The organism is Acetivibrio clariflavus DSM 19732, from assembly GCF_000237085.1.
Lineage (GTDB): Bacteria > Bacillota > Clostridia > Acetivibrionales > Acetivibrionaceae > Acetivibrio > Acetivibrio clariflavus.
The window spans coordinates 2,026,038-2,049,370 of sequence record NC_016627.1; the positions used below are offsets into that span (position 1 = coordinate 2,026,038).

Here is a 23,333-nt window from a genome sequence, read left to right on the forward strand (position 1 = left end):
TAGATACCAAAAAAATTGATTTTATTGACTTTGTGCCAATGAAATCAATTTTTTTTATCGAACTTATGGAGATTGTATGAATTAAGTGTTATAATTTATACTGTAAGTTCTTGAAAAATATTTTCACTTCATGTATAAATCCCTCCGAATGTATGTTTCAGAACTTATGGCATAAATATATATTTTTTTACGTTTAATGTTTTATTTAAGTATTTTATGGGGGTAATGTATAATGAAAAGAAAAATGAATAAGGGCTTAGCAGTATTGGTTATTGTTTTTATGTTAACCAATTTGGTAATAAACTGCGCAGCCGCTTCTGAAAATGACAATGCAGGGGAGTATTTCAACATCTTTGGTGACAATTCCACAGGCCAATCTGACATTGATACAGTAAAAAATCCCAAAATTTCCGATGGCATAAACAGTACATACTTTTCAGAAAGCTTTGACGGGAATAAAAAGGATATAATACTGCCTTTGGTAACGGAAGGAAAACAAAGCGAAGATTTTTCACCCTTAAAGGAGCATGTCACAGTAACAACTCAAGTTTTTGATAAATCTTTTCAATTAAGTGATGGAGTAAAAACTAATTCATTCTCTGTAATGTCCATTCCTTTAGGTGCAATTCCCGTTAATGAAGGTGAAATAAAAATTCTGAATGATGAAATGAGTGAAGAAAAATTTTCGAGCTACACTTTTGTATTTACACCTTCAACTACCGGCTGCTATAAAATAACAGCAACAGGTCCTGAAATTCCCTACATATACATATATGACAGCGATTACAATAGCCTGGGATGGAACCGTACATATCCGAAAATGAATGATTCTGTAGCGGCAAAGTTAATTAAGGATCAGCAGTATATAATAAACTTGTATAGTGTAAGTTTTAACTATGCTACTGAGTTGTCAATAAGCAAATACGAGTCCGCATCAAATAACATTACGTATACCTTCATTGACAATACTTATACAATTGATGAAAATGCTTCGGTAATAGTGACAGTCCCTTATATAGGAGCGGATATTTTATACGGGGTATTGGGAAGGGATATACTTATAGAAGCCAGGCTTTTAAAAGACGGAGTATTGATAGAATCAATTGATGAAATTCCATCAGACTGTATAAAGGGAGCAAGAGGAAATCCCGACGACAACGTATTGCAATTTGTATGTGAATTCGGGAAAAAGGTTGAACATGGAGAATATACCATTGAAATAACCTGTAAAGATATTTCGGGTAACATAGTTATAGATACCTGTGAAAGTGCAATAACAATAGGAAATCCGGTATCGGTTTACATGCCCTCCGATAGTGTGGTGTACACTGCAGATTCTTCTAATGATCAAAGAGTATATTTTAAAGATGTAAATACCGACAGAGGAAAATTCTTAGTGTTTGACGGTGGTAAAATAATCGGAACAAGTAATTCTGTATATATTTATAGTACCAGAATTAGTTATGATGACTTTTTTTCGACTTACAGCATTATAGACGGTGACTATGACTATAATAAATTTGAAAAAACTTTATATTATTCCAATATACCTTCCATAAATCTCAACGAGGTTTCAAAAAAAGAAAAGAGTTACGATGTTAAGCTTGTGACCGGGGTTTCGGAATATGATACCACCGCAAAATTAATACCTACCGACGTATTAATCCTCAATTATGCTTCCGCGAGCGGGCTTTACGATTCGGTTAACAATTTTAAAGTATATACGCAATTTTACAATATAAGAAATATAAACATGGATGATATTTCTGTTGAGTTGATAGATTTGTACGGAAATGTTGTAGCCAGAAAGACTGACTATATCTGCTACAGTGCGATAAACGACCAAAATCAGGCATATTTACAATTTAATATGCTTATTGAAAAGCCTTTGGAAGCCTACAAAAATTATAGCTTAAAAATCAGTTATCCGGATGAGTTTTATACAAATGTAAAAAGCTCATACATAACAGCTTATTCCGGAAGCGATTATTTAAGTCTCGGGACTCCGAAAGTATTGGATGCAGAAAAAACAATTATAAGCGTTTCGACATATAACGTAAATTCATGGCAGGAATACGACGTGGTTTTAAATAGGATAAATAGCGGTTTGGAATTTCCTATTGCAGAGCTATCCAAAGTAAAGCCCGACAGATACGGTACCTTTGTATTGGATTTTTCAAAGGATACGAAAAGTTCTCTTCTGATTCCAGGAGAAGAATACAGCATTGTATTTTCATATAAATCCTCTTATGACAATTATACTCAATATGAAAGAGCAAGCTTTAAAGTACCGGCGAAGGATTATACTTCCGTTGGGGACAAAAGCGTTATATTTAATCCTCCGGTAATTCCGGAAACAATCACAGAAACCGAATTTACAATCAGCGGATATGAGATTGAAAACGGAATTATAGGTGCCGGCAATGAAAACATTAATATTGAATTGGTGGCAGAAAACGAGGTTTACGGGGCCATTAAAAAAGATTCAATTAATAAAAGTTCATCGGTTTATAATGCAAATCCCAATTACAGCATGAGCCAGGTTACTATTACCGGTATACTGGAAGTAACTAAAAAATTAAAGGAAAATACACAGTACTACATAAGAATTAACGGAACGGATTATGAGTATTTCTATAATTCCCAGGAAAAGTTTATATACGGAGACATTAAAATAGATCACTATTGCTCCGAGGCTGAATTTAAAGAAGGTTCAAACTCAATTGTACATGAGATTTCCGAAAGAGAATCCCTTAAACTTAGTTGTACCTTTGTTAAAAACACTTCCGAAGATTTAAAACTTGTCATGAAAAATATTGATTCAGGAGAAGTAATAGAAGCAGGAAAATGGGATACAACTAAAAGTCATTTTAACGGGGAATGTAAGGATATTTCAATAACTGTTGATATGTCGGGATTTGATAAAAATGAAATATATGACTTGTACATAAAGGACGGAGAAGAAGAGTACTCCTTAAATAAGCATGTAAGAGTAATCGAGCCGATTAAAGCTTTCGGATTTACAGTGCAGGAAGCAGTATACGAAAGCAGCAAAATTACAGTTTCAATACCTTCCTGTAACATAATAGACGGATATTCCTTTGATATCAAGGACTCCATGGATAATATCATCGACTGTGAAATCATTACTGATAGCATCAGATATGGTTCAAACAATTCCATGTATGTAGATATAAAAACAGATAGAGCTTTATCCTATGGAGTGTATTCCATTCGTATGTTCAATGAAAATTACAGGCTTATATATATGCAGCAATACACCGTTTCGGTTGAAAATTCAAGCCCGAATGTGGAATACATTCAGAATGGAATTCCGTATCTGATTTACGGAAAGAATCTTCCGGAAGAGGGAAACTACACTGCCGATATTATGGATGTTAATAATATCAAAATCTTAAAACGTGGCATTTCTCTTGTAAAGAGAGAAGGCGAAAATATTTTGGAACTTAATGAAAATAAAATCGGCAGTTTACCTATCGGGTCTTATAATGTATCGGTAAATCTAAACGGAAGATTAATCGGAACTGTATACTTGAGTTATTCAGGACCTCTTCAATTAATGCCTTTGGTTATTGCAAAGGAATGGGCAGATCCGAAAAGCAAAAGTACAATAATAAAAAGCAATAATGTTGAGCTATTGATAAAGACCATGTATTATACAAAAGTACGATATGCTGAAAATTTTGAAGAGCTTCAAAGCAAGGAATATCAAACATTGACCAATACTATTTCTTATGAGTTTGAAACAGACAAAAAGCAAAAGATTCTTTATTTCCAGTTTGTCGATGACAACGGTCAAGAGAGTGAAATAATCACTTTCAAAGCCTATTATCCCGGAGAACCAAATGAAATTACAATTGTTTCTCCGGCTATAGACGAACCTATTGTTGACAATTTCCTAATAAGAGCTGAAGTTTTGGGAAATCCATACTCCGTATGGGCGGCGGTTAATATTCCCGAACCTGTGGTTACGGTAATGTCTGTTTCCCAAGTATACAAAAGCGGTAATGATAGTTGGATGATTCCCCTTACCCGTGAGGATGGTACCGATTATTATTACTATGAGATGACACAGGGCAATATATGGTATTTTGACAGAATTGATGTTTATGCGGTGGATGAGTATGGAAATATAACAGGTTCTAAGTCCTTGATACTATATGAGCCTGAAACACCGCCGACGACAGAACCTAATATTGAGATTACCAACCTTCAATCCTACTATAACAAAAGAAATATAACCGTATCGGGAATTAATGCTTATCCCGACAACAATGTAATAATATATGCCTATGAGGTTGATGATTATGGCAGAATTATCGGAACGTCCAACAGAATAACAGTTGTTGCCAATGAAGCTGGCAAATTTGAGGGAATGCTTAATTTATCAAAGGATGGACGCTGGCGGATTCATGCTTCGGATTCCCGCGGAAGAACAAGCTACAACTATTATACGAAAATTGACACGGTGGCGCCTGTCTTAAAGAACTATTCTACAGTGGCCCAAGGAGTCAACAGTGTAAGGATTTCCTGGGATGTAAACGACACCAGTTCCTGTACATACACTTTATGGAGAGACGGAAGACTAATAGAATCTCAATACAATGAAAAGCAGTATATTGCAACAGGCCTTACCAAAGGAAAGACCTATATTTTCAAAGTAATGGCGACCGATGCTGCAGGAAACAATTCCGAACCGGTTGAGATAACTGTAACTGTAGGAGATGAAGAAGCGCCGGGCATACCCCAAAACTTACGTGTAAGTTCCCATGCCGGAAAAAGTATAACCCTTTCATGGGATACCCCTACTGACAACAGTTATGTAGCAGGCTATGACATTTTCAGGGACGGTAAAAAGATTGGTACAACATATACCACAACTTTCACAGACAAGGGATTAACAACAGGAACAGAGTATAGTTATTGTATAAAGGCTTTTGACCCGTCAATGAACTATTCGGACTTTAGTGAAACTATTGTACATTCTCCGGAAGCTCCGGTGATACGTGATGCATATGACGGAAGCTACAATGTTGTATCCCTGACGGCTAAAACGCTTACCCTTAAGGCATTAACCGGGGATATATTAAACAACGACAAAATTTCCGTAACTTTTGATTATTCAAAGGATGGGGGAGAGAGTTGGTTTAGAATAAGCAACAATGTAACAAGCTATACTACAACGCCTTCCGGTCTTCTGTTTACTACAACATGGAGAATCGAAAGCTATGATAGCGGAGATTATATTATAAGGTATACCGTTACAGACCGTGACGGGTTTGCCGATGAAGACTTTTCACAAATTATACGCATACAAAAAACCGATGACTTTGTAAGTCCTAAAATTACATCTATTTTACCATATCCGTCTTGCTTTAGGGACTCAATACCTCTGACAATTATAGCTGAAGACGACGTGGCATTAAGAAGAATAACTCTCCAAGGCTCTTTTGACGGTGTGATATGGTTTGACATAATTTCGGCCTCTATACCCGGCTCAAATAAAGTTTACAGCTGGTATTATAATCTGGATGTTTCCGGCATAAAAGAAGGATCTTATTATATACGGGCAATCGCGGAAGACTCCAGCGGAAACTTTAGTAACAGTACTGAAACAGCGTCATATAACCAGTACATAATTGACAGAACTGCACCGGAAAAGATGGAAGATGTGACGGCAGTAGGCGATATAGGACTTATTGAAGTTAGGTGGGGATTAAATTCCGAACCTTATATAAAGAGTTTTACAGTTGAGCGTTCTCTAAATATAGATGGACCGTACCAAACTATAGCTGCAGAAGTAAAAGCGTTAAACTACTTTGATACCGATGTAAGACCGGGTGTGATGTATTATTACAGGGTAATCTGCAATGACGTTGCAGGAAACTCAAGTGTGCCCAGCGAGCCGGTAGCTGCAAAAGCTCTTGATATTGTCGAGATATCCGATAATGAGCCTCCGGTGATTAGTAGTTTGACACCTTATAACAACTCCACTGTCGGCAGCAATTTCACCATAGGTGTAACTGCTGAGGATAATGTCAAGCTTTCAGCGATATATGTTCAATACAGCACAGACAATACGATTTGGCATGATTTGCATATACATAATACTTCATATACCTTTGACGGATTTAGCAAAAATATGGATACAAGCATGTTCGAAACAGGTACAGTGCTGATGGTTAGAGCCTATGCCGTTGATGCCAAAGGTAATGTCGGAGACTATGTGTACAGGGATTATATAATTCATAACACCCCGCCTGCAAAGCCTGTGGTTAATGTAATAGCCAAAAACAGAGGCATTGAAGTATCATGGTCCTGTAATGATGAAAATATTCAAACCTTCAGGGTTTATAGAAAAACTACCGTTTCGAATTTCTTAACCGTTGTAGGGCAATATTCGAAATCAACCTTTGAAATTCTGGATCAGAACTTAGATCCATCATACCGTTATATATATATGGTAGTTGCAGTTGATGTTTACGGCAATACATCATCTTCCGAGAGCATTCCTGTTTCTCCTTTGGATATAGATGATATAGCGCCCTTTGCAGATATAAACTGTATTTCATCTGCTGAAACGGGAGCTATTATTGAGTTTGACGCAAGCGGTTCGCAAGATAATATAGCCATTGCGAAATACGAATGGGATTTGGGAGACGGCATAAAGAAGACAGGAGTAAAAGTCAGCCACTCTTACAGCAAAGAAGGGGTATATAAGGTGGTGCTTACTGTTACCGACCCTTCAGGAAACACAAACTCCACTTCAAGGGATATAACAATTGTGAAGAAGGGAATGACGGGTACTATAAATGTTACCGTATTAGACGGTGACGGTAAAGGTTTAGCTTATACAAATATATATGTCAATTTAGGTGAGAACAATATCTTCAAGAAGACTACTGATATTAAAGGGGAGATTTCCCTGCAATTAGAGCCGGGGGCCTATAAAATAGGTGCCTACAGGGACGGATATGCTCCGCAGCAGCAGGATGTATTGATTGAGCTGGGAAAAGCAAACAATTTAACATTAGTGCTAAGGCAGTCCCAATTGGTAGTGGGCAGTCTTACTGCTACAAAAATGACTCTTCAGGAAATAAAGAATGCAGGCATTGATATAACGGCACCGGGCAATCAAAATGCTTTTCAATACAGTATTAATCTTGTATACGATAACAAGCCGTATAATATCGTTCATATAGCAACGGATAATTCTGAAAAAACTTTTGGAGGAAATCATATTGTGGGCGACAGAATTGTTCGTGTAGCCACAATAGGAAATACGGGTAACAATAACAGGGCACCGGTGGTGGTAATTCTTGATATTCCGGGTTCTGTAAGATGGCTCAAAGATTTCTTTGATGTAAAATTGCATTTGGTTAACACCATGGGAGAATATGACATAAACAACTGCGTAGTAAATTTAAATATACCTGCAGGTGTTTCCATAGTTGGCGGAAGTAAAGCAATTGAAAACATAGGCACGCTACCTGCCAGCGGCAGTAAGACCGTAAACTGGATAGTTCGGGGTGAAAAAGCCGGAAGCTACAACCTGTCTGCCGACTTTATCGGTATGCTTGAGTCATTTAATGAAGTTATATCTGCAACCTTTGTTTCGGATTCTCCCATTGTTGTGGAAGACAGTTCAAGGCTTAAACTTATAATTGAAGTGGAAGACAGGAGGTATATTGGAGATAAATTGTTGTACAGGGTAGGGTTTAAAAATGAAAGGAGCTCGGACTTAAACCGACCCAGTATAACAATGCAGGATTCCGAATTTATCAGAAGTTATAAGACAACGGAAAGCATGGAGCTTGTAAAAACATCTTCCCAGGTTGTAAAGCCTGGAGAAATATTGTGGAACGAATACTTTATAGATCCAAAGTTTTTTATGGGTATTAACAGTCCTGTACTTGTCCTTAAAGAATATGCAGCAAAGGCTTTAGGCGGGATGAGAATACCGATAGAAATAAGACCGGTTGAATATGGCACTTTTGGAAGGGTAAAACCCAGCATATATGTTATTGACCCTGTTACAGGTAATGAAACAAAAGTAGACTCCCTTGAACTTATAAAATACCGTTCAGGAGAAAATGATATAATGCCCGACTTAAAAATAAAGACAGGAAGAAGCATATCCGAAGATGTTATTGTAAAAGAAGCGTGTGAACTGACTATATCAAATGCACTCTTTGGAGTAACAGAGAAAATAACCACTGATAACAACGGTGAGTACATTTACAAAGGCGGAAGCATTGATGATGTAATTGTAAATCCGACCAAGGGATTTAGCGACTACATTATTAGAGTTACATCGGACACAAATATATCCGATAGGTTAGTGGTACGGGTAATTGATCAAAACGTTATATCCAAAGAGATCTTCGGAAGCATAAGAGGATGGGTCTACAATGAAGATGAGAGAAAGGGTATTGGAGGTGCAACGGTAACTGTTGGCTCTCACACATGCGTTACAGATAATATCGGTAGATTCCAGTTTGATTATATCATGCTTGATGACGACAAGATAACGGTAAAAGCGCCCGGTTTTCCGGAAAAAGTCTTTTATGAAAGATTAAGGGATGGAAGATACATTATACTAAAATTAGGTAAAGAGCCTGAAATTACTGAAGTTTCGTCAGCGTATTCCAGCAGCAGAAATAACAGGAGTGCCATCATTCCTTTGAATATTTTGGAAAACTCGGTTACATTCAAGATAACCGCAGATTTAAAAGATGCTGGAGATTTTATCTCGTATTTCTATAGAATTGTTGATAAATATGGGAATACAAAATATGAAGAAGCTTTCCAAACCAGCACTGTTACTATAAATAATATAAAATCAAAAATGTCGGTGGGAGACAGACTTCAGTTTGCGGTTAAAACCGGGGGAGAGTACGGTGAGTTTATATCCGAATATGTTGATGCAAAAATGACTTTAGCTCCCGAACTGAAAATATTAAATCAGTTCACCTGGAGAAATCCGCCGTGGGATCAACCGGTAGAAATTTCAAGAGAAGCCTTTAATCCGAAAGTAACAAGTTTTAATAATGTTGTGAAATTTTTTACCCAATCGAGTGATGAACTTCCGTTCCCCGATGATTGCGGATTGTTTAAATCAACAAAACTTGTGCCGGTAACGCCAAGTATGAATCTTAAAGTCGAGTATGATCTTTTGGACGGTAAAGTTACTATTTCCAATATGAACGGTGTCGAAGGCGAGATATTGGGTGACTTACTGAAATGGGATTTCAACGGTTTACTGGACGGGAAAGGGAGCCGCGCAATAAAATTTGGCGGAGATTTAAAGGCAACATTTGACGCAGTAATTGTATATAACGACCGTTCCATGAAGTGGGAATTTGAATCTATGGAAATGGAATGGAGTGCCGGTGCAAACATAAGTATTGAATTTAAGTTTAAAGCACCTTTGGATGGTGCTTTAGGAGGAATCGTACTTTCAGGGTATGTATCTGTGAAATTTGAAGGGGGAGCAGAGTTAGTTTATAATGTTGCTGTCCCGGATGTTTCGCAACTTAACAGCCTTTCTGACTTGGTAGTTCAAATACAGCTTAATATATATCTTGCGATAAGGGCAGCAGCTGGTTTGGAAGTTGGATACGGTTTGCTTTCGGGGGAAATATTTGTTCAGGGACGAATTGATGTTAATCTTCCTTCATTAAAAACCGATCTGACTTTGACTGTCGGAGCCGGATATGGCTACCTGTGGTTTTTCTCGGAAGAAACTATATGGGGAGAATATACCTGGACATTGTATGCCGGACGTTCGCCAAGAAATTTAATGATGATTGCCAATAATGCCTTCGACGATGAGGGGATGAAATTTGTCAGTGCTACCCGTGAGTACCTGGAAAAACTGGAGTGGATCGGAGAGGATGAAATCATAAGGTATGCTTATCCCGATTCAAAGGCACAGATAAAAGCTGTAGATAAAGAAATAGGCGATTTGATTATGGTATTTATTGGCGATGACAGCAACAGAAGCGATAACAACAGGACAGCCGTTTATTCATCAATATATAAGGACGGAAAATGGTCAAATCCGATTCAAATTGAAAATGACGGTACCGGTGATGCTTTCCCGGATCTTGCAGCCGACGGAAAGAATATATATTCAGTATGGCTTGATATGTCGGAAAAAATGGGAGCAACTTCAATCCTGACAGAGGATGACATTACCAGGAATGTACTCGTTAAAATGGAAATATCGATAGCTAAGTTTGACAGCAGCAAAAATACCTGGAACAATGTACTGACCAACAGAACCGAAGGGGTTAACAAGCTTCCGAAAATAGCGGCCGCAAACGGCAAGGTAATTGCCACATGGGTAAACAATAGCGGTATGAAAATGACAGGAGACAAAAAGAATCCGGACAGCATATACTATGTGTACAATGACGGTACAGGCTGGACAGAACCGCAAGCATTTGTAACAAATGCAGCCAATGTCTCCGAAAGCGAATTGTACATGTACGGAAATAAAGCATATTATGTTTTTGTTACAAACGAGTATTCAGAGGAAGGCATATACAAGGTTTACTTCACAAGTTTTGACGGAAGAAGTTGGACGAAACCTATAGAACTTCTTGACAATATGTATGAGGACAGCCACCCGGCAATAGCCGTAGAATGCGAGGAGCCGGTTGCATTTTGGCACAATGAAGGAAAGATATACAAGGTGTCCCTGGAAAGACCTTTTGGTGCTGAGATAATAATAAACTCGAACCAGGCTGAAGAAATCTTAGAGCTTAGTGCAACCAATACAGAACAGGGAATTGCACTGGCTTGGACCAATGCAGTAGGTGGAGAACAAAAACTTTATATAAGTACTTATGAAGAGGAGAGCTCTACATGGACCGAAGGAATTGAAGTGGATTTCAATACCATGGAAGTACCGCGGGATGTAACCGTTGCCGGTTTTAAAGACACAATTATGGCGGTGTACAATAAGACAGTATACAAATACGATGAAGAAAACAACACTTATTACAAAGACGGTACACAGCTTACTTCTACCAGTTATGTAAGGAAAACCGATCTGGATGTTTTGGAGGACGGATTGTATTTTGAAGGTGATATCCCACTTCCCGGAGAAGAAACAACCGTTGTAGTAAAAGTAAAGAATGTGGGAGATCTAACGGCAAAAGGCCTCAAGATATCGCTGTATGAAGGTGAAAACCTGATTGCTGAAAAAGACATGGGAGATATTAGTCTAAGCCATGGAAATACGATACTTGCAAGCTTTGACTGGAAGGTTTCTGATAATTGCTATGCCTTTGAGTTAAGGGCAGTTTTGGAATCCGATAACGATGTTAATTCTTCCAACAATGAAGCTTCATTGAAGGTTCTGTACACCGACACCGAAATAACAGGAGTTTATAATGAGATTTATACTGACAGAACAGGAGCGGTTTACGTTGATGTAAGGAACTCCGGCTACTGCACTGTAGAGAGCGCTATGGTACAGATTTCAACCGATAAAGAATTTAAAAATATAATAGATTCAAAAGAGATTAAAGACCTGAAACCTTATGATGAAAAGACAGTTGTATTTGATCTTACCGTAAATGAAGAGCTTATATCCGAAAGAGCAAAAATATATGCAAGAATTGAAGCAGACAAGGATGAAATTACTTATTTTAACAATAAAGATTTTACGATTATTAGGGAATTGGATTTCTATTCGGTAATAATTCCGACACCCGAACCAACACCGACTCCGACACCGGAGCCGACAACCGAACCTACAACAGAACCGACACCGACTCCGACACAAGAGCCAACATCTAAACCAACATCGGAGCCAACATCAAGTCCTACACCAACTCCGACACCTGAGACAAGTCCTACGTGGAGTGCAACACCAAAACCAGGTTCAGTAAGCGGTGGTGGTGGCAATGGTGGTACTTCCGGAGGATCTGGAGGTAATGGTAGTATTTCCGGAGGAGGAGCTGGAGGCGGCAATAACAATGTGACTGAGACTCCAGCTGTGGTTAAGCCAACACCTTCACCTACGGAAATTCCAATGCCTTCACCTACGGAAATTCCGTCATCCGGAGAAGTCGGTAAATTTAAAGCATATATAAGAGGATATGAAGATAATACCTTCAGACCGGAAAATAGTCTTACCCGGGCTGAAATGGCTGTGATTCTTGCCAATTTAGCCGGTGCTGAGAAAGGCGAAACTGTAAATATCAATTATAATGATGTTTCAAAAGGCCATTGGGCTGCATGGGCTATAACCTATGTATCTGAAAAAGGTTATTTCAAAGGGTATGAAAATAATGAATTCAGACCGGACAGATATATTACTAGAGCTGAGCTTGCTGTAGTACTTTGCAAATACCTTAATCTTGATACCGTAGCGGATTTATTTTAATTGTACAGGTGATTTTCTCAAATACAGCTTCCTTTGATGCTCCGATTCAAGTTATAATAGCACTCTGTTTTGCAACATTATATTTTAATAAGGTTCTATTGCTTATTTATGGAAGTACATTCTTTTCCCTAATAATCATTGCACAATTAACAGTACATAACTATACATATGAGGGGTTTATTTCAGCAATAATTTACGTAGGAATCAGTATTGGGATATTATTTTTTGTATGCAAATGGGGACAAAACTTGATTGAATCATCCATAAGTAAGGAATCACATACAAACCAGCTTCTAACTTCCTTAGATAATGTAATGAAAACAGTTAAAGATAACACTGTTTCTCTTAACAATGATATAACAAGTTGTAATAATGATTCGGCAAGGTTATTGCAAATCAGTGATTCTATGGCGTCGACCATAGAAGAAATTGTAAAAGGAGTCCTATTACAAGATGAAAGCATAACCCATATAAGTGACGCAATGAACACTGTAGATGAAAAAGTTGATGAAATATTCCGTTTCTCCAAAGAACTCTCCGAAATATCATCTAACACCAGTAAGACAGTTATTAGTGGGGCAATGGAAATAAAAAAAATGTACCAGCAGATGGATATTATAAATACTGCCGTTGCAAATTCATTAACCACAGCAGAAGAATTAATTACTAGCATTGAAAATATAAATAAAATTCTTGAAATAATTGATCAAATATCAGAGCAGACCAATTTGCTGTCGATAAATGCTGCAATTGAAGCAGCAAGAGCCGGTGAAGCAGGAAAGGGATTTGCAGTGGTAGCTGATGAAGTAAGAAAGTTGGCAACTCAAAGTGCAAACATGGTTAAAGAAATCGAAAAAATTATTGAGGACATCAAATCTAAAACGGTATTAGTTTCAGAAAAGGCTAATAATGGATACATGGCTGCAAATGAAGGAAAAGTAATTATCGGCCAGGTAAATGAAGGGTTTGAAAAAATAAAGCTGTCCTTTGACAACATTAATGATTATATATCTAAAGAGTTAAAAATGATAGAAAATTTGAGCTTGATTTTTTCTCAAATACGTGAACAATCTTTAAGTATAGCAAGTGTTTCAGAACAGCATTCTTCACTAACTAAAGAAATGCTGGAAATTGCAGAAGAGCAAAAATCCTATATAAAAAGCGTTCACAAATCAATACAGGAAATTAACAAATCCAGCACACGTCTGGAAGAATTGGTTTATAGTAAATAATATTGAATTAAATAAATAATTTCAATATTACTACTATCAATTGTCAAGAATTTCAAAATGATCTTTTGAGTTATATATAGAGTTTAAATTACTAAGTAGATATTTTGCAAGTAACATAGGTAAATTGGTGCTTATTGAGTTTGCAATTATAAAATTAGTGAAGTTTTGCAAGTATTGTCAGAAATAAAAGGTGAAGAATTGATTTGTGTTAAAAGAATAGTATAATAGTGTGTATAATATTACAAAACATAATTTAGTTAAGGGTCAATTATGATGAAAAGAAATATATATAATGAAACGAAAAAGAGGTCAAAACTCCGGTTATACCTGGGAAAGCAATATTATACATTTAAAAGATATATTAAATGGTATTTTGGTAATGAAAAATACTCAAAAGATATATTGAATTACCAATTGCCTTATTTAATTTTTACTCACAATACACCGTTAATAAGAAAACTTCAAGGCGTTGATCCGGTACTGCAGTATAATAAAGTAACAAACCTGAAAATAGCAACCAGTAGAGTAAATGGTATTTGCATAAAACCGGGTGAAGTGTTCTCCTATTGGAAATTGATCGGCAAACCCACTAAACGGAAGGGTTATAAGGACGGCTTGATTCTAAATCCCAACGGAACTTTTGGCGCCGGGACTGGCGGTGGTTTATGCCAATTATCAAATTTGATTTATTGGATGACTTTACATACGCCTTTGACAGTTATTGAACGTTACAGACACAGTCACGATATTTTCCCGGACAGCAACAGAACTCAACCCTTTGGAAGTGGTGCTACTTGCGTTTATAATTACTTGGACCTCCAAATTTATAACGGAACCGATAAAGAATTTCAGTTAATTGTATACCTTACCGAAGATAGCCTGGTAGGTGAGTGGAGGTCAGTGGAACCTTCGCAATATAATTATGAAGTATATGAAAAAGAGCATTTTATCAGCAGTACCTATTGGGGTGGATATATAAGAAATAATAAAATATACAGGCGTGTTTATGAAAATGGTATATTAATTGATGATGAATATATAACGGAAAACCATGTAATTATGATGTATCAGCCGCTATTGCCAAGTAAATAGATTATACTTTGTATTATAAGAGGTGTTTTTGATATGGGCTTAGATGGCTATGTTCAGTGTAACTGCATTAAAGAAGGTAAAATCAAAACTCCGCCTTTTGATTTGAGTTTGATTAAATATGAAAATAATATATTTGATATTTCGGAAGATGTCGAGGATGAAACTTTTCATAGCTATTTAGATTGGATAGAAAATGCCTGTAATCATCCTAGACTGTACTATATTCATGAAAGGGTTTCCAATATAAGTGGTTTAAATTTTTTGTGGAGTGCAATAAGAAAAGCAGGAAAAGAAAAGTTTCCTATATTAAAATCTATATGGGAGACAGATCATTTAAAACCGGAAAAGGCTAAAGAAGCATTGCAGGAAGTCGAATTACTAAAATCAAAGATCAATGAAATGGAAGGTGTTTTTTTAATAGATAAAATTACCAATGAAGAGTTTTGGGCAGTTTTTGAGGATGAAGATGAATGGTTTTATAGCCATGGAGGAGAATTTTACTATAGATTAAACAATAAGGGATTCTGTATAACTGATTCTGAGGGTAAAGAGCTTTTTCTTTCTAAGGATTTTACTCAAGATGTAACTATGACAATGAATTTGGATAAAGTTCAATTCGAAGTTGTATTTAAAGATATCATTGAGGGCAAAACTTTTGAAAGCATAAAACCAATTGATAGATGTATTAATTGGGAGAGAAAAGAATTTTATTTTCCGAAAGAGCTGAAAGTAATCAGACGTAGATTGGAAGTTAAAGATTTTTATTCTATTGAAGTACTTATGCGATTATTTGAAGCATCATGTATAACTGGAAATTCTGTTGTGTGGACTTGATCAATTCTTGTTAAAAATGTTGCTGAAAAAAATGTATTCGGTTAAGCATATAATATGCAAATTATAGTTTAATTTAGTGACTGTTATCTTTGTCAAATTTTTGGCATGGGCAGCATAATAAGAATTAAAAAGAGAGGTTTTATTGAAATGAAGAATTGGAAAAAGAAGTTTTTGCTTTTAATAGCGATTAACATAGTATTTGCAACTTCCGGATGCGGTTTGTCTTCGGTAAGCACTACAAATGTGGAACAACCGACTCAAACACCGTCCTATACAAATGAGTCTAAAGATACACCTGTACCGGAACAAGAAACAGCAAGCCCCCAGCAGAAAACAGTGAACTTTTCAACTTTCGAAGTTAATAAAAAGTATTTCAATGATGCAGAAGGTTTTGCGGAATTAAATTTAAAGTTACCCAAACTTGATGGAAATTATGCTGGAATAGACGAGATAAATAGATATTTCGCAGAAAAGGAAGAATTCTTCTACGAAGAACTGCCCCTCGATCTTTTAAAAGAATTCAATGAGAAAGTTGAAGGTCAAAAGGATAACTGGTTTAGAAGTGCCGATTACAGTCTTGAAGTTGTGTTTGGAAATATCATTTCCATGAAAGCATACTTAGACGGTGGAGCTGGTGGTGTATCATGGGCCGGAATAGAGGGTGACACCTTCGATTTAGACACAGGAAAGAAGCTTGCACTAAAGGATATATTTAAAGTTAATGAAGATGAATACATGAATTTCATATATGATTTTGTATCTGAAAAAATAATGAACGATATAAATAATAACAAAGAGGCACACGATTATTTATTTGATGATCCTTACTCCGGTGAAGGATATAAAAGTATCAGAAATTTTAACCCTGATGACTTTTATCTTTCCAAAGACTCATTAGTGGTTTTCTATCCGAAATATGCTTTGTCAATTGGTGCCGCAGGACCAATTGTATTTGAAATACCCTATGAAAAAATTTCAGATATGTTAGCTATTGATATAAAAAGTAATGTGTCAAAATATGATGATAAAAATGTTAGTGATACAAAAAATAACATTATTGTTGATATACAATAAAACCATTTTATCATGGCGGTAACAATAATAAAAAAGATTAAATTGCAAGTTGGAGAGGTGATGAAAAATCACCTCTTTTTTGCATAGTTATATGTTTTTAATTCTTCAATTTGATATAATAAAGCAATGGTGACAGAGCAATTTTTTATAAAAATATACGGTATAATTAATAAATAATAGGAAGTACATAACAAAGAACAGATGCAAAGAAGATCCAGTAAAAAAACAATTGCAAAGGGCAAGAAGCACTTGGGGGTGCCGGTATTGAACATAATAATGGCAGGAATTGATTATAAAACTGCGAAACTTGAATATCGTGAAAAATTTAGTTTTACTAAAAGAAAGGTCAGAGAAATAATAAAGGATATAAATAAAAAATGTCACTTAGGTGTAGTTTTACTATGTACTTGCAATAGGACTGAACTGTATATATCCGGCAGTACAGATGAAAAAAATATCGATCCCGTCAAGCTTCTTTGTGAGTATGCCGAAGCTGATATTGACGAATACAGACAGTTTTTTTTCATTAAGCAAAATAGAGATGCAGTAAAACATTTAATGGAGGTTGCTTCCGGACTTCATTCAATGATATTTGGAGAGGATCAGATTGTTTCTCAGGTAAAAGAGGCAATTCAAACAGCCAATAAAGAAAAGGTGAGTGATCCGATTCTAAATACCCTGTTTCGATATTCTGTAACTTGCGCGAAAGAAGTAAAATCCAGTGTCTTACTTAGAAGTGTCAGCCCATCGGTTGCCCAAAAAGCTGTAGAACTTTTGGATGAAAGTATTAAAGCCAAATCGGAATTTAAGGTTCTGGTTATAGGTAATGGTGAAGTGGGTAGAAGTGTATGCAGAAAATTAATTCAATCCCAATGTAAAGTTTATATGACATTGCGAAGTTACAGGCATGGAGAAACTATCGTTCCTGGCGGTTGTATACCTATAGATTATGATTCTAGACAAGAGTATTTGGAAAAGGTAGATGCGGTAATCAGTACAACTTTAAGTCCGCATCACACAATAAGCTATAAAATGTTAATTGAATGCACAAAGAAGCCGGAATATGTGATTGATTTGGCTGTTCCAAGGGATATTGACCCTGATGTTGCTGCAATTGACGGAATAAAGTATTATAACATTGATACCATTGGAACGTTTGCAATAAAGGATAACAGCAAAGAAATGGAAATTGTAAACAATATAATCGAAAAGCAGATGGCTAAATGTTACGATTGGTTTACTATTCATAAATACGCCGATGATATAACTTATATTAAGGAACTGGCCACTAAGAAAGTGATGGATAATTTGCCGCAGGACTTAACGGAAGAAGAAAAAATAGAAAAAGCCATTAGTAAAGCCGTTGACTATATCATATACTCCATAAAAGATGATTTGACAAAAGATATGTTCTTAAAGATAATAGAGGGAATTGAGGCAAAGAAACAGTAACTTAGGCTTTCATAGCTGAATAAACCTTAAAAAGTGCAAGGAAAAGCAGGATGTGATATTTAAAAATGTTTGAAAGTGAAGAAAGAGAATTTTCCCATTTTCCGCTTTTTATAGATTTAAGGAACCGAAAGGTTGCAGTAATTGGCGGAGGCAACGTTGCCGCAAGACGGGTTGAAACTCTTATAAAGTTTGGTGCAAAGGTTACGGTAATAGCACCGCAAATAAGCGAAAAAATAGATGAACTTTATAATCTTGGCAAAATTGAAGTTATCATGCGGGAATATAGAAAAAGCGATATTTTAAATGCCTTTATTGTCATTATTGCTACTGATAATAAAGAGGTAAACGAGACGGCGACAAAAGACGCAAGAGAATTAAACATTCTCATGAACAGGGCTGATAGCAAAGAAGACTGTGACTTTTTCTTTCCTGCCGTATTTTCCGACCGGCACATAGTAGGAGGCATTATTTCAAAAAACGGCAGCAATCACAATATAGTAAGGGAAAAGTCAAAAGGAATAAGGGAGTATTTAAATAGAGAGGAAACAAAAACATGAAAATCATAAGAGTGGGCAGCAGAGACAGTAAACTGGCAATCATCCAGGCAAAGCTTGTTATGGATGCAATAGAAAGATATGATAAAAACATAAAAACAGAGCTTATAACAATGAAAACCACAGGGGATAAGATATTGAACAAAAGCCTTGACAAGATTGGCGGTAAAGGACTTTTTGTAAAGGAATTGGACAATGCTTTGCTAAATGACAAAGTGGATATAACGGTACATAGCTATAAGGATATACCGATGGAGATAAATCCCGATTTACCCATAGTGGCAGTGTCAGAACGGGAAGATGAACGGGATGTTCTTATATTGCCAAAAGGTAAAATAGATAAAACAAAACCCATTGGCTGCTCAAGCAAAAGAAGAACTATTCAGCTATTACAATTGGGATATGAAAACATAGCTCCTGTTCGCGGAAATGTTATATCAAGGCTTAATAAGCTGGACGAAGGACAGTTCAGTGCCCTTGTTTTAGCTGCGGCAGGTATTAAAAGACTTGGTCTTGAAGAACGAATTTATAGATACTTCTCAACTGAAGAAATTATGCCGGCTGCTTGTCAGGGGATTATTGCCGTGCAAGCCCGAAAGGGAGAAAATGTGGATTTTTTAAAAGGCTTTCACTGTGAAAAATCCAAATATATTGCTGACGCGGAAAGAGCTTTTGTTGCCGCTTTGGAAGGCGGATGTTCATCACCGGTGGCAGCCCATGCACAAATTCAGGGTGATAAATTAATTTTAAACGGGCTGTATGTAGATGAGAAAATGGGTATTTTGAAAAAAGGCAGTATGTCCGGATCTGTTGAAGATGCCCAAAATATAGGAAAATCCTTGGCACGAAAGCTTAAAGAGGAGGTTTGGAAGTGGGGCAGGGGTTTGTAGCATTAGTTGGAGCAGGGCCTGGAGAACTCGGCCTTTTAACCCTGAAGGCTAAAGAATGTATAGAAAAAGCCGATGTGGTTGTTTATGATCGGCTGGTATCTTCGGAAATACTGGATTTAATTCCATCGGGTGCAAAAAAAATTGATGCGGGCAAAGATGCCGGAAACCACAAAATTACTCAGGAGAATATTAATCAAATCCTTCTTACCGAGGCACAGAAAGGTAATTTTGTAGTAAGGTTAAAGGGCGGCGATCCCTTTTTATTCGGTAGAGGTGCAGAAGAGCTGGAGCTTCTTGCAGAAAGCAATATTCCTTTTGAAGTGGTACCGGGAGTGACTTCTGCCTTATCGGTTCCGGCTTATGCCGGCATTCCGGTTACCCATAGGGATTTTAGCAGTAGTGTTCACATTATCACCGGGCATAGAAAAAAGGATGAAAAATTAAAAATAAATTATAAAGCTCTTTCCCAACTGGAAGGCACTTTGGTATTTTTAATGGGCGTAGCAAACTTAAAGGAAATAATGGATGGCCTTATTGAAGCAAATATGGATAGTCTGACACCGGTAGCTGTTATAGAAAACGGGACATATCCAAATCAACGCACTGTTGTAGGGACAATTGAAAATATTTATGAAAAAGCCACTAGATGCAATATAAAACCTCCTGCAGTAATTGTAGTGGGTAAGGTATGTAATCTATCAGTTAAATATGATTGGTTCAGAAAAAGGCCTCTATTTGGGAAAAAGATCATAGTGACAAGACCAAAAATTTCAGGTAACACTTTATGTACAAAGCTTAGAAATCTTGGGGCCGAAGTTTATGAATACCCTTGCATAGAAATTGAGGAGATTTTCGACAATGAACTTTTAAAAAATGAAATAGATCATATCTCCGATTATAGCTGGTTGGTGTTTACAAGCAAAAACGGAGTAAAAATATTTTTTGATTTCATAAAAAGGGAAGCAAAAGATTTCCGAATACTTAGCGGCATTAAAATTGCTGCCATAGGCTCTCAAACGGCACAGGCACTTAAGGATAATGGCATAATTTCCGATTTCGTGCCGGATATCTTTGATGGAGAACACCTGGCCAAAGGTATTGCCGAAAGAGTAGGTAATGGTGATAAAGTTTTGCTTTTAAGAGCAATGAAGGGAACGGAAGAAATACCAAAAATATTGGAGGGAAGAGGGATTTTTTATAAAGATATTCCCCTGTACGACACATTATTAAAAAATGAAAATGCTAAATACTTTGAGAATTTAATCAATCATAATGAAATAGATTTTGTGACTTTCACCAGTTCGTCAACGGTTGAGGGATTTGTCAAATCAATGCCGAAGGCGGATTTGTCAAAAATAACGGGCATTTGTATAGGCAATAAAACAGCCCAAACGGCAAAGCACTATGGAATAAAGCATGTGATTTCTCAACAAGCCACAATAGATAGCATGATTGCTAAAATTTTGGAGGTATGCAATGAATAGTATCAGACCCAGAAGATTGAGAGAAAATGAGAATATAAGAAAATTAACAAGGGAAACCCGAGTTTCTGCAAGTTCTTTGGTTTTACCCGTATTTATAAAAGAAGGCAGCGGTATCAAAGAAGAGATTAAATCCTTAGAAGGCCATTATTACTATAGCCCCGACAATGTACCTTATGCTATTGAAGATGCCTTAAACTATGGGGTAAGATCCGTGTTGATTTTTGGTATTCCTAAAGAAAAAGATGTTCTTGCCAGCGGTGCCTATGCAGAAAACGGTGTTGTACAGCAGGGAATAAAAGCAATAAAAACCCGTTTCCCTGAAATGATGATAATTACCGATGTATGCCTGTGTGAGTATACATCGAATGGACATTGCGGCATGGTCAGCGGAAATAAAATACTAAACGACGAAACGCTTCCCTATTTAGCAAAAACAGCCCTGTCCCATGTTATTGCAGGTGCTGATGTTGTAGCACCTTCCGACATGATGGATTTTAGAGTTAAGGCTATTCGCGAATGCCTTGACCAAAACGGTTTCAGCGATAAACCTATAATGTCCTATGCGGTAAAATACGCTTCATCCTTTTATGGTCCTTTTAGGGATGTTGTAGGTTCAACACCTGCCTTTGGCGACAGAAAAAGCTATCAGATGGATTATCACAATATTAGGGAAGCCATAAAAGAAGCACTGTTGGATGTAGATGAAGGTGCAGATATATTAATGGTTAAACCGGCACTTTCTTACCTGGACGTTATAAAAGAAGTAAAGGCCAATACTAATTTACCCATTGCTGCATACAGCGTCAGCGGTGAGTATGGGATGATAAAAGCTGCTGCAAAAGCCGGATTGATTAATGAATATGCCGTGATGTGTGAATCAGCGGTGGGAATTTATAGGGCGGGGGCAGATATACTGATCACTTACTATGCCAGGGAATTGTCCGATGCCATAAAGAAAGGAGATATAGGCTGATGGATCATAGTGTTTTGTATGAAAGGGCAAAAAGAGTAATGCCCGGAGGTGTAAATAGCCCTGTAAGAGCCTTTAAAGCTGTCGGATCCACTCCGTTGTTCATTCAGAGGGCAAACGGATCAAAAATATATGATATAAATAACAGAGAATATATAGATTATGTGTGTTCATGGGGGCCTATTATTTTAGGACACAACCATCCTGAGATCGTTGAGAGCATTACCGATATACTTCACTATGGACTTAGTTTTGGCGCGGCAACAGTAAATGAAGTTTTGATGGCAGAGCTTATTACCAGTATCGTGCCCAATGTGGATATGGTGAGAATGGTAAACAGCGGTACCGAAGCAGTAATGAGTGCCATAAGATTGGCAAGGGGATACACAGGAAAAGACAAAATAATCAAGTTTGAAGGATGCTATCACGGACATAGCGACAGCATGCTTGTTAAAGCCGGTTCAGGAGCTTTGACTTTGTCTTCGCCCGACAGTCTGGGTGTCACCGAAGGGACGGCTAAGGATACTTTAGTTGCCGTATATAATGATACAGAAAGTGTGGAGAAATTATTCAATCAATATGAAGGACAAATAGCAGCAGTAATTGTTGAACCGGTTGCTGCCAATATGGGAGTTGTACCTCCTGAAAAAGAGTTTTTGACAAAACTTAGAGAACTGTGCGATAAGAATAACGCTCTTTTAATATTTGATGAGGTAATCACCGGTTTCAGGCTCTGTATCGGAGGTGCACAGGAATTTTACAATGTAAAAGCCGATTTGGTGACCTACGGCAAGATAATAGGCGGCGGGATGCCGGTGGGTGCCTATGGAGGAAGAAGAGAAATAATGGAGTTTGTTTCTCCCGAAGGAGGCGTATACCAGGCCGGTACTTTATCAGGAAATCCGATAGCCATGGCTGCCGGTTATGCACAGTTAAGAATTTTGAACGAAAACAGAGAGATATATGAAAAAATCGATGCAACGGCAAAAAGGATGGAAGATGGTTTTAAGAGTATTGCAGAGGAACTTGCTTTGCCGCTTTGCGTAAATCGTGTAGGTTCTTTAATCGGTGTGTTTTTTACAAACGAAAAGGTGGATAATTTTAAAAAGGCAAAAACCAGTGATACAAAGCTCTATGCAAAATATTTCAACTCGATGTTAAAAGAAGGCATATATCTTGCACCTTCTCAGTTTGAAGCCATGTTTGTGAGCTATTCCCATACGGAAGAAGACATTGATAAAACTCTATATTCTACCAAAAAGGTATTGAGTGGGTTAAAAAATTAAGCTTATATCTTTTCAAATAGTCCGGTATGATGGGATTTTTAATC

At 36.9% G+C, this 23,333-nt stretch carries 11 protein-coding genes; all 11 read left to right on the forward strand.

Going from position 1 to position 23,333, the window contains the following annotated elements:
• Positions 1-232: 232 nt before the first annotated feature.
• Positions 233-12,421 (forward strand): PKD domain-containing protein, encoded by a 12,189-nt coding sequence (locus CLOCL_RS08670; RefSeq protein WP_014254973.1) that lies wholly within the window; start codon positions 233-235, stop codon positions 12,419-12,421.
• A gap of 248 nt (positions 12,422-12,669) precedes the next feature.
• A complete protein-coding gene (locus CLOCL_RS08675) occupies positions 12,670-13,653 on the forward strand; it encodes a methyl-accepting chemotaxis protein (RefSeq protein WP_052306588.1) in 984 nt (327 codons plus the stop codon).
• Positions 13,654-13,923: 270 nt separating this feature from the next.
• Positions 13,924-14,745: a VanW family protein gene (locus CLOCL_RS08680; protein ID WP_014254975.1), complete on the forward strand. Its 822-nt coding sequence runs from the start codon at positions 13,924-13,926 to the stop codon at positions 14,743-14,745.
• A gap of 33 nt (positions 14,746-14,778) precedes the next feature.
• A complete protein-coding gene (locus tag CLOCL_RS08685; RefSeq protein WP_014254976.1) occupies positions 14,779-15,579 on the forward strand; it encodes a hypothetical protein in 801 nt (266 codons plus the stop codon).
• Between the two features lie 147 nt (positions 15,580-15,726).
• Positions 15,727-16,653, forward strand: coding sequence for an RsiV family protein (locus tag CLOCL_RS08690; RefSeq protein ID WP_027621502.1), 927 nt, complete (start codon positions 15,727-15,729; stop codon positions 16,651-16,653).
• Between the two features lie 264 nt (positions 16,654-16,917).
• Positions 16,918-18,105 (forward strand): glutamyl-tRNA reductase, encoded by a 1,188-nt coding sequence (hemA, locus tag CLOCL_RS08695; protein WP_014254978.1) that lies wholly within the window; start codon positions 16,918-16,920, stop codon positions 18,103-18,105.
• A 65-nt stretch (positions 18,106-18,170) separates the two neighbouring features.
• A complete protein-coding gene (locus tag CLOCL_RS08700; RefSeq protein ID WP_014254979.1) occupies positions 18,171-18,662 on the forward strand; it encodes a precorrin-2 dehydrogenase/sirohydrochlorin ferrochelatase family protein in 492 nt (163 codons plus the stop codon).
• Positions 18,659-19,549 (forward strand): hydroxymethylbilane synthase, encoded by an 891-nt coding sequence (hemC, locus tag CLOCL_RS08705; RefSeq protein ID WP_014254980.1) that lies wholly within the window; start codon positions 18,659-18,661, stop codon positions 19,547-19,549. The genes CLOCL_RS08700 and hemC overlap by 4 nt, the downstream gene beginning before the upstream one ends.
• Positions 19,531-21,033 (forward strand): uroporphyrinogen-III C-methyltransferase, encoded by a 1,503-nt coding sequence (gene cobA, locus CLOCL_RS08710; RefSeq protein WP_014254981.1) that lies wholly within the window; start codon positions 19,531-19,533, stop codon positions 21,031-21,033. The genes hemC and cobA overlap by 19 nt, the downstream gene beginning before the upstream one ends.
• Positions 21,026-22,006: a porphobilinogen synthase gene (gene hemB / locus CLOCL_RS08715; protein WP_014254982.1), complete on the forward strand. Its 981-nt coding sequence runs from the start codon at positions 21,026-21,028 to the stop codon at positions 22,004-22,006. The genes cobA and hemB overlap by 8 nt, the downstream gene beginning before the upstream one ends.
• On the forward strand, positions 22,003-23,289 hold the full coding sequence (gene hemL / locus CLOCL_RS08720) for a glutamate-1-semialdehyde 2,1-aminomutase (RefSeq protein ID WP_174269795.1): 1,287 nt from the start codon (positions 22,003-22,005) through the stop codon (positions 23,287-23,289). The genes hemB and hemL overlap by 4 nt, the downstream gene beginning before the upstream one ends.
• Positions 23,290-23,333: the final 44 nt, after the last annotated feature.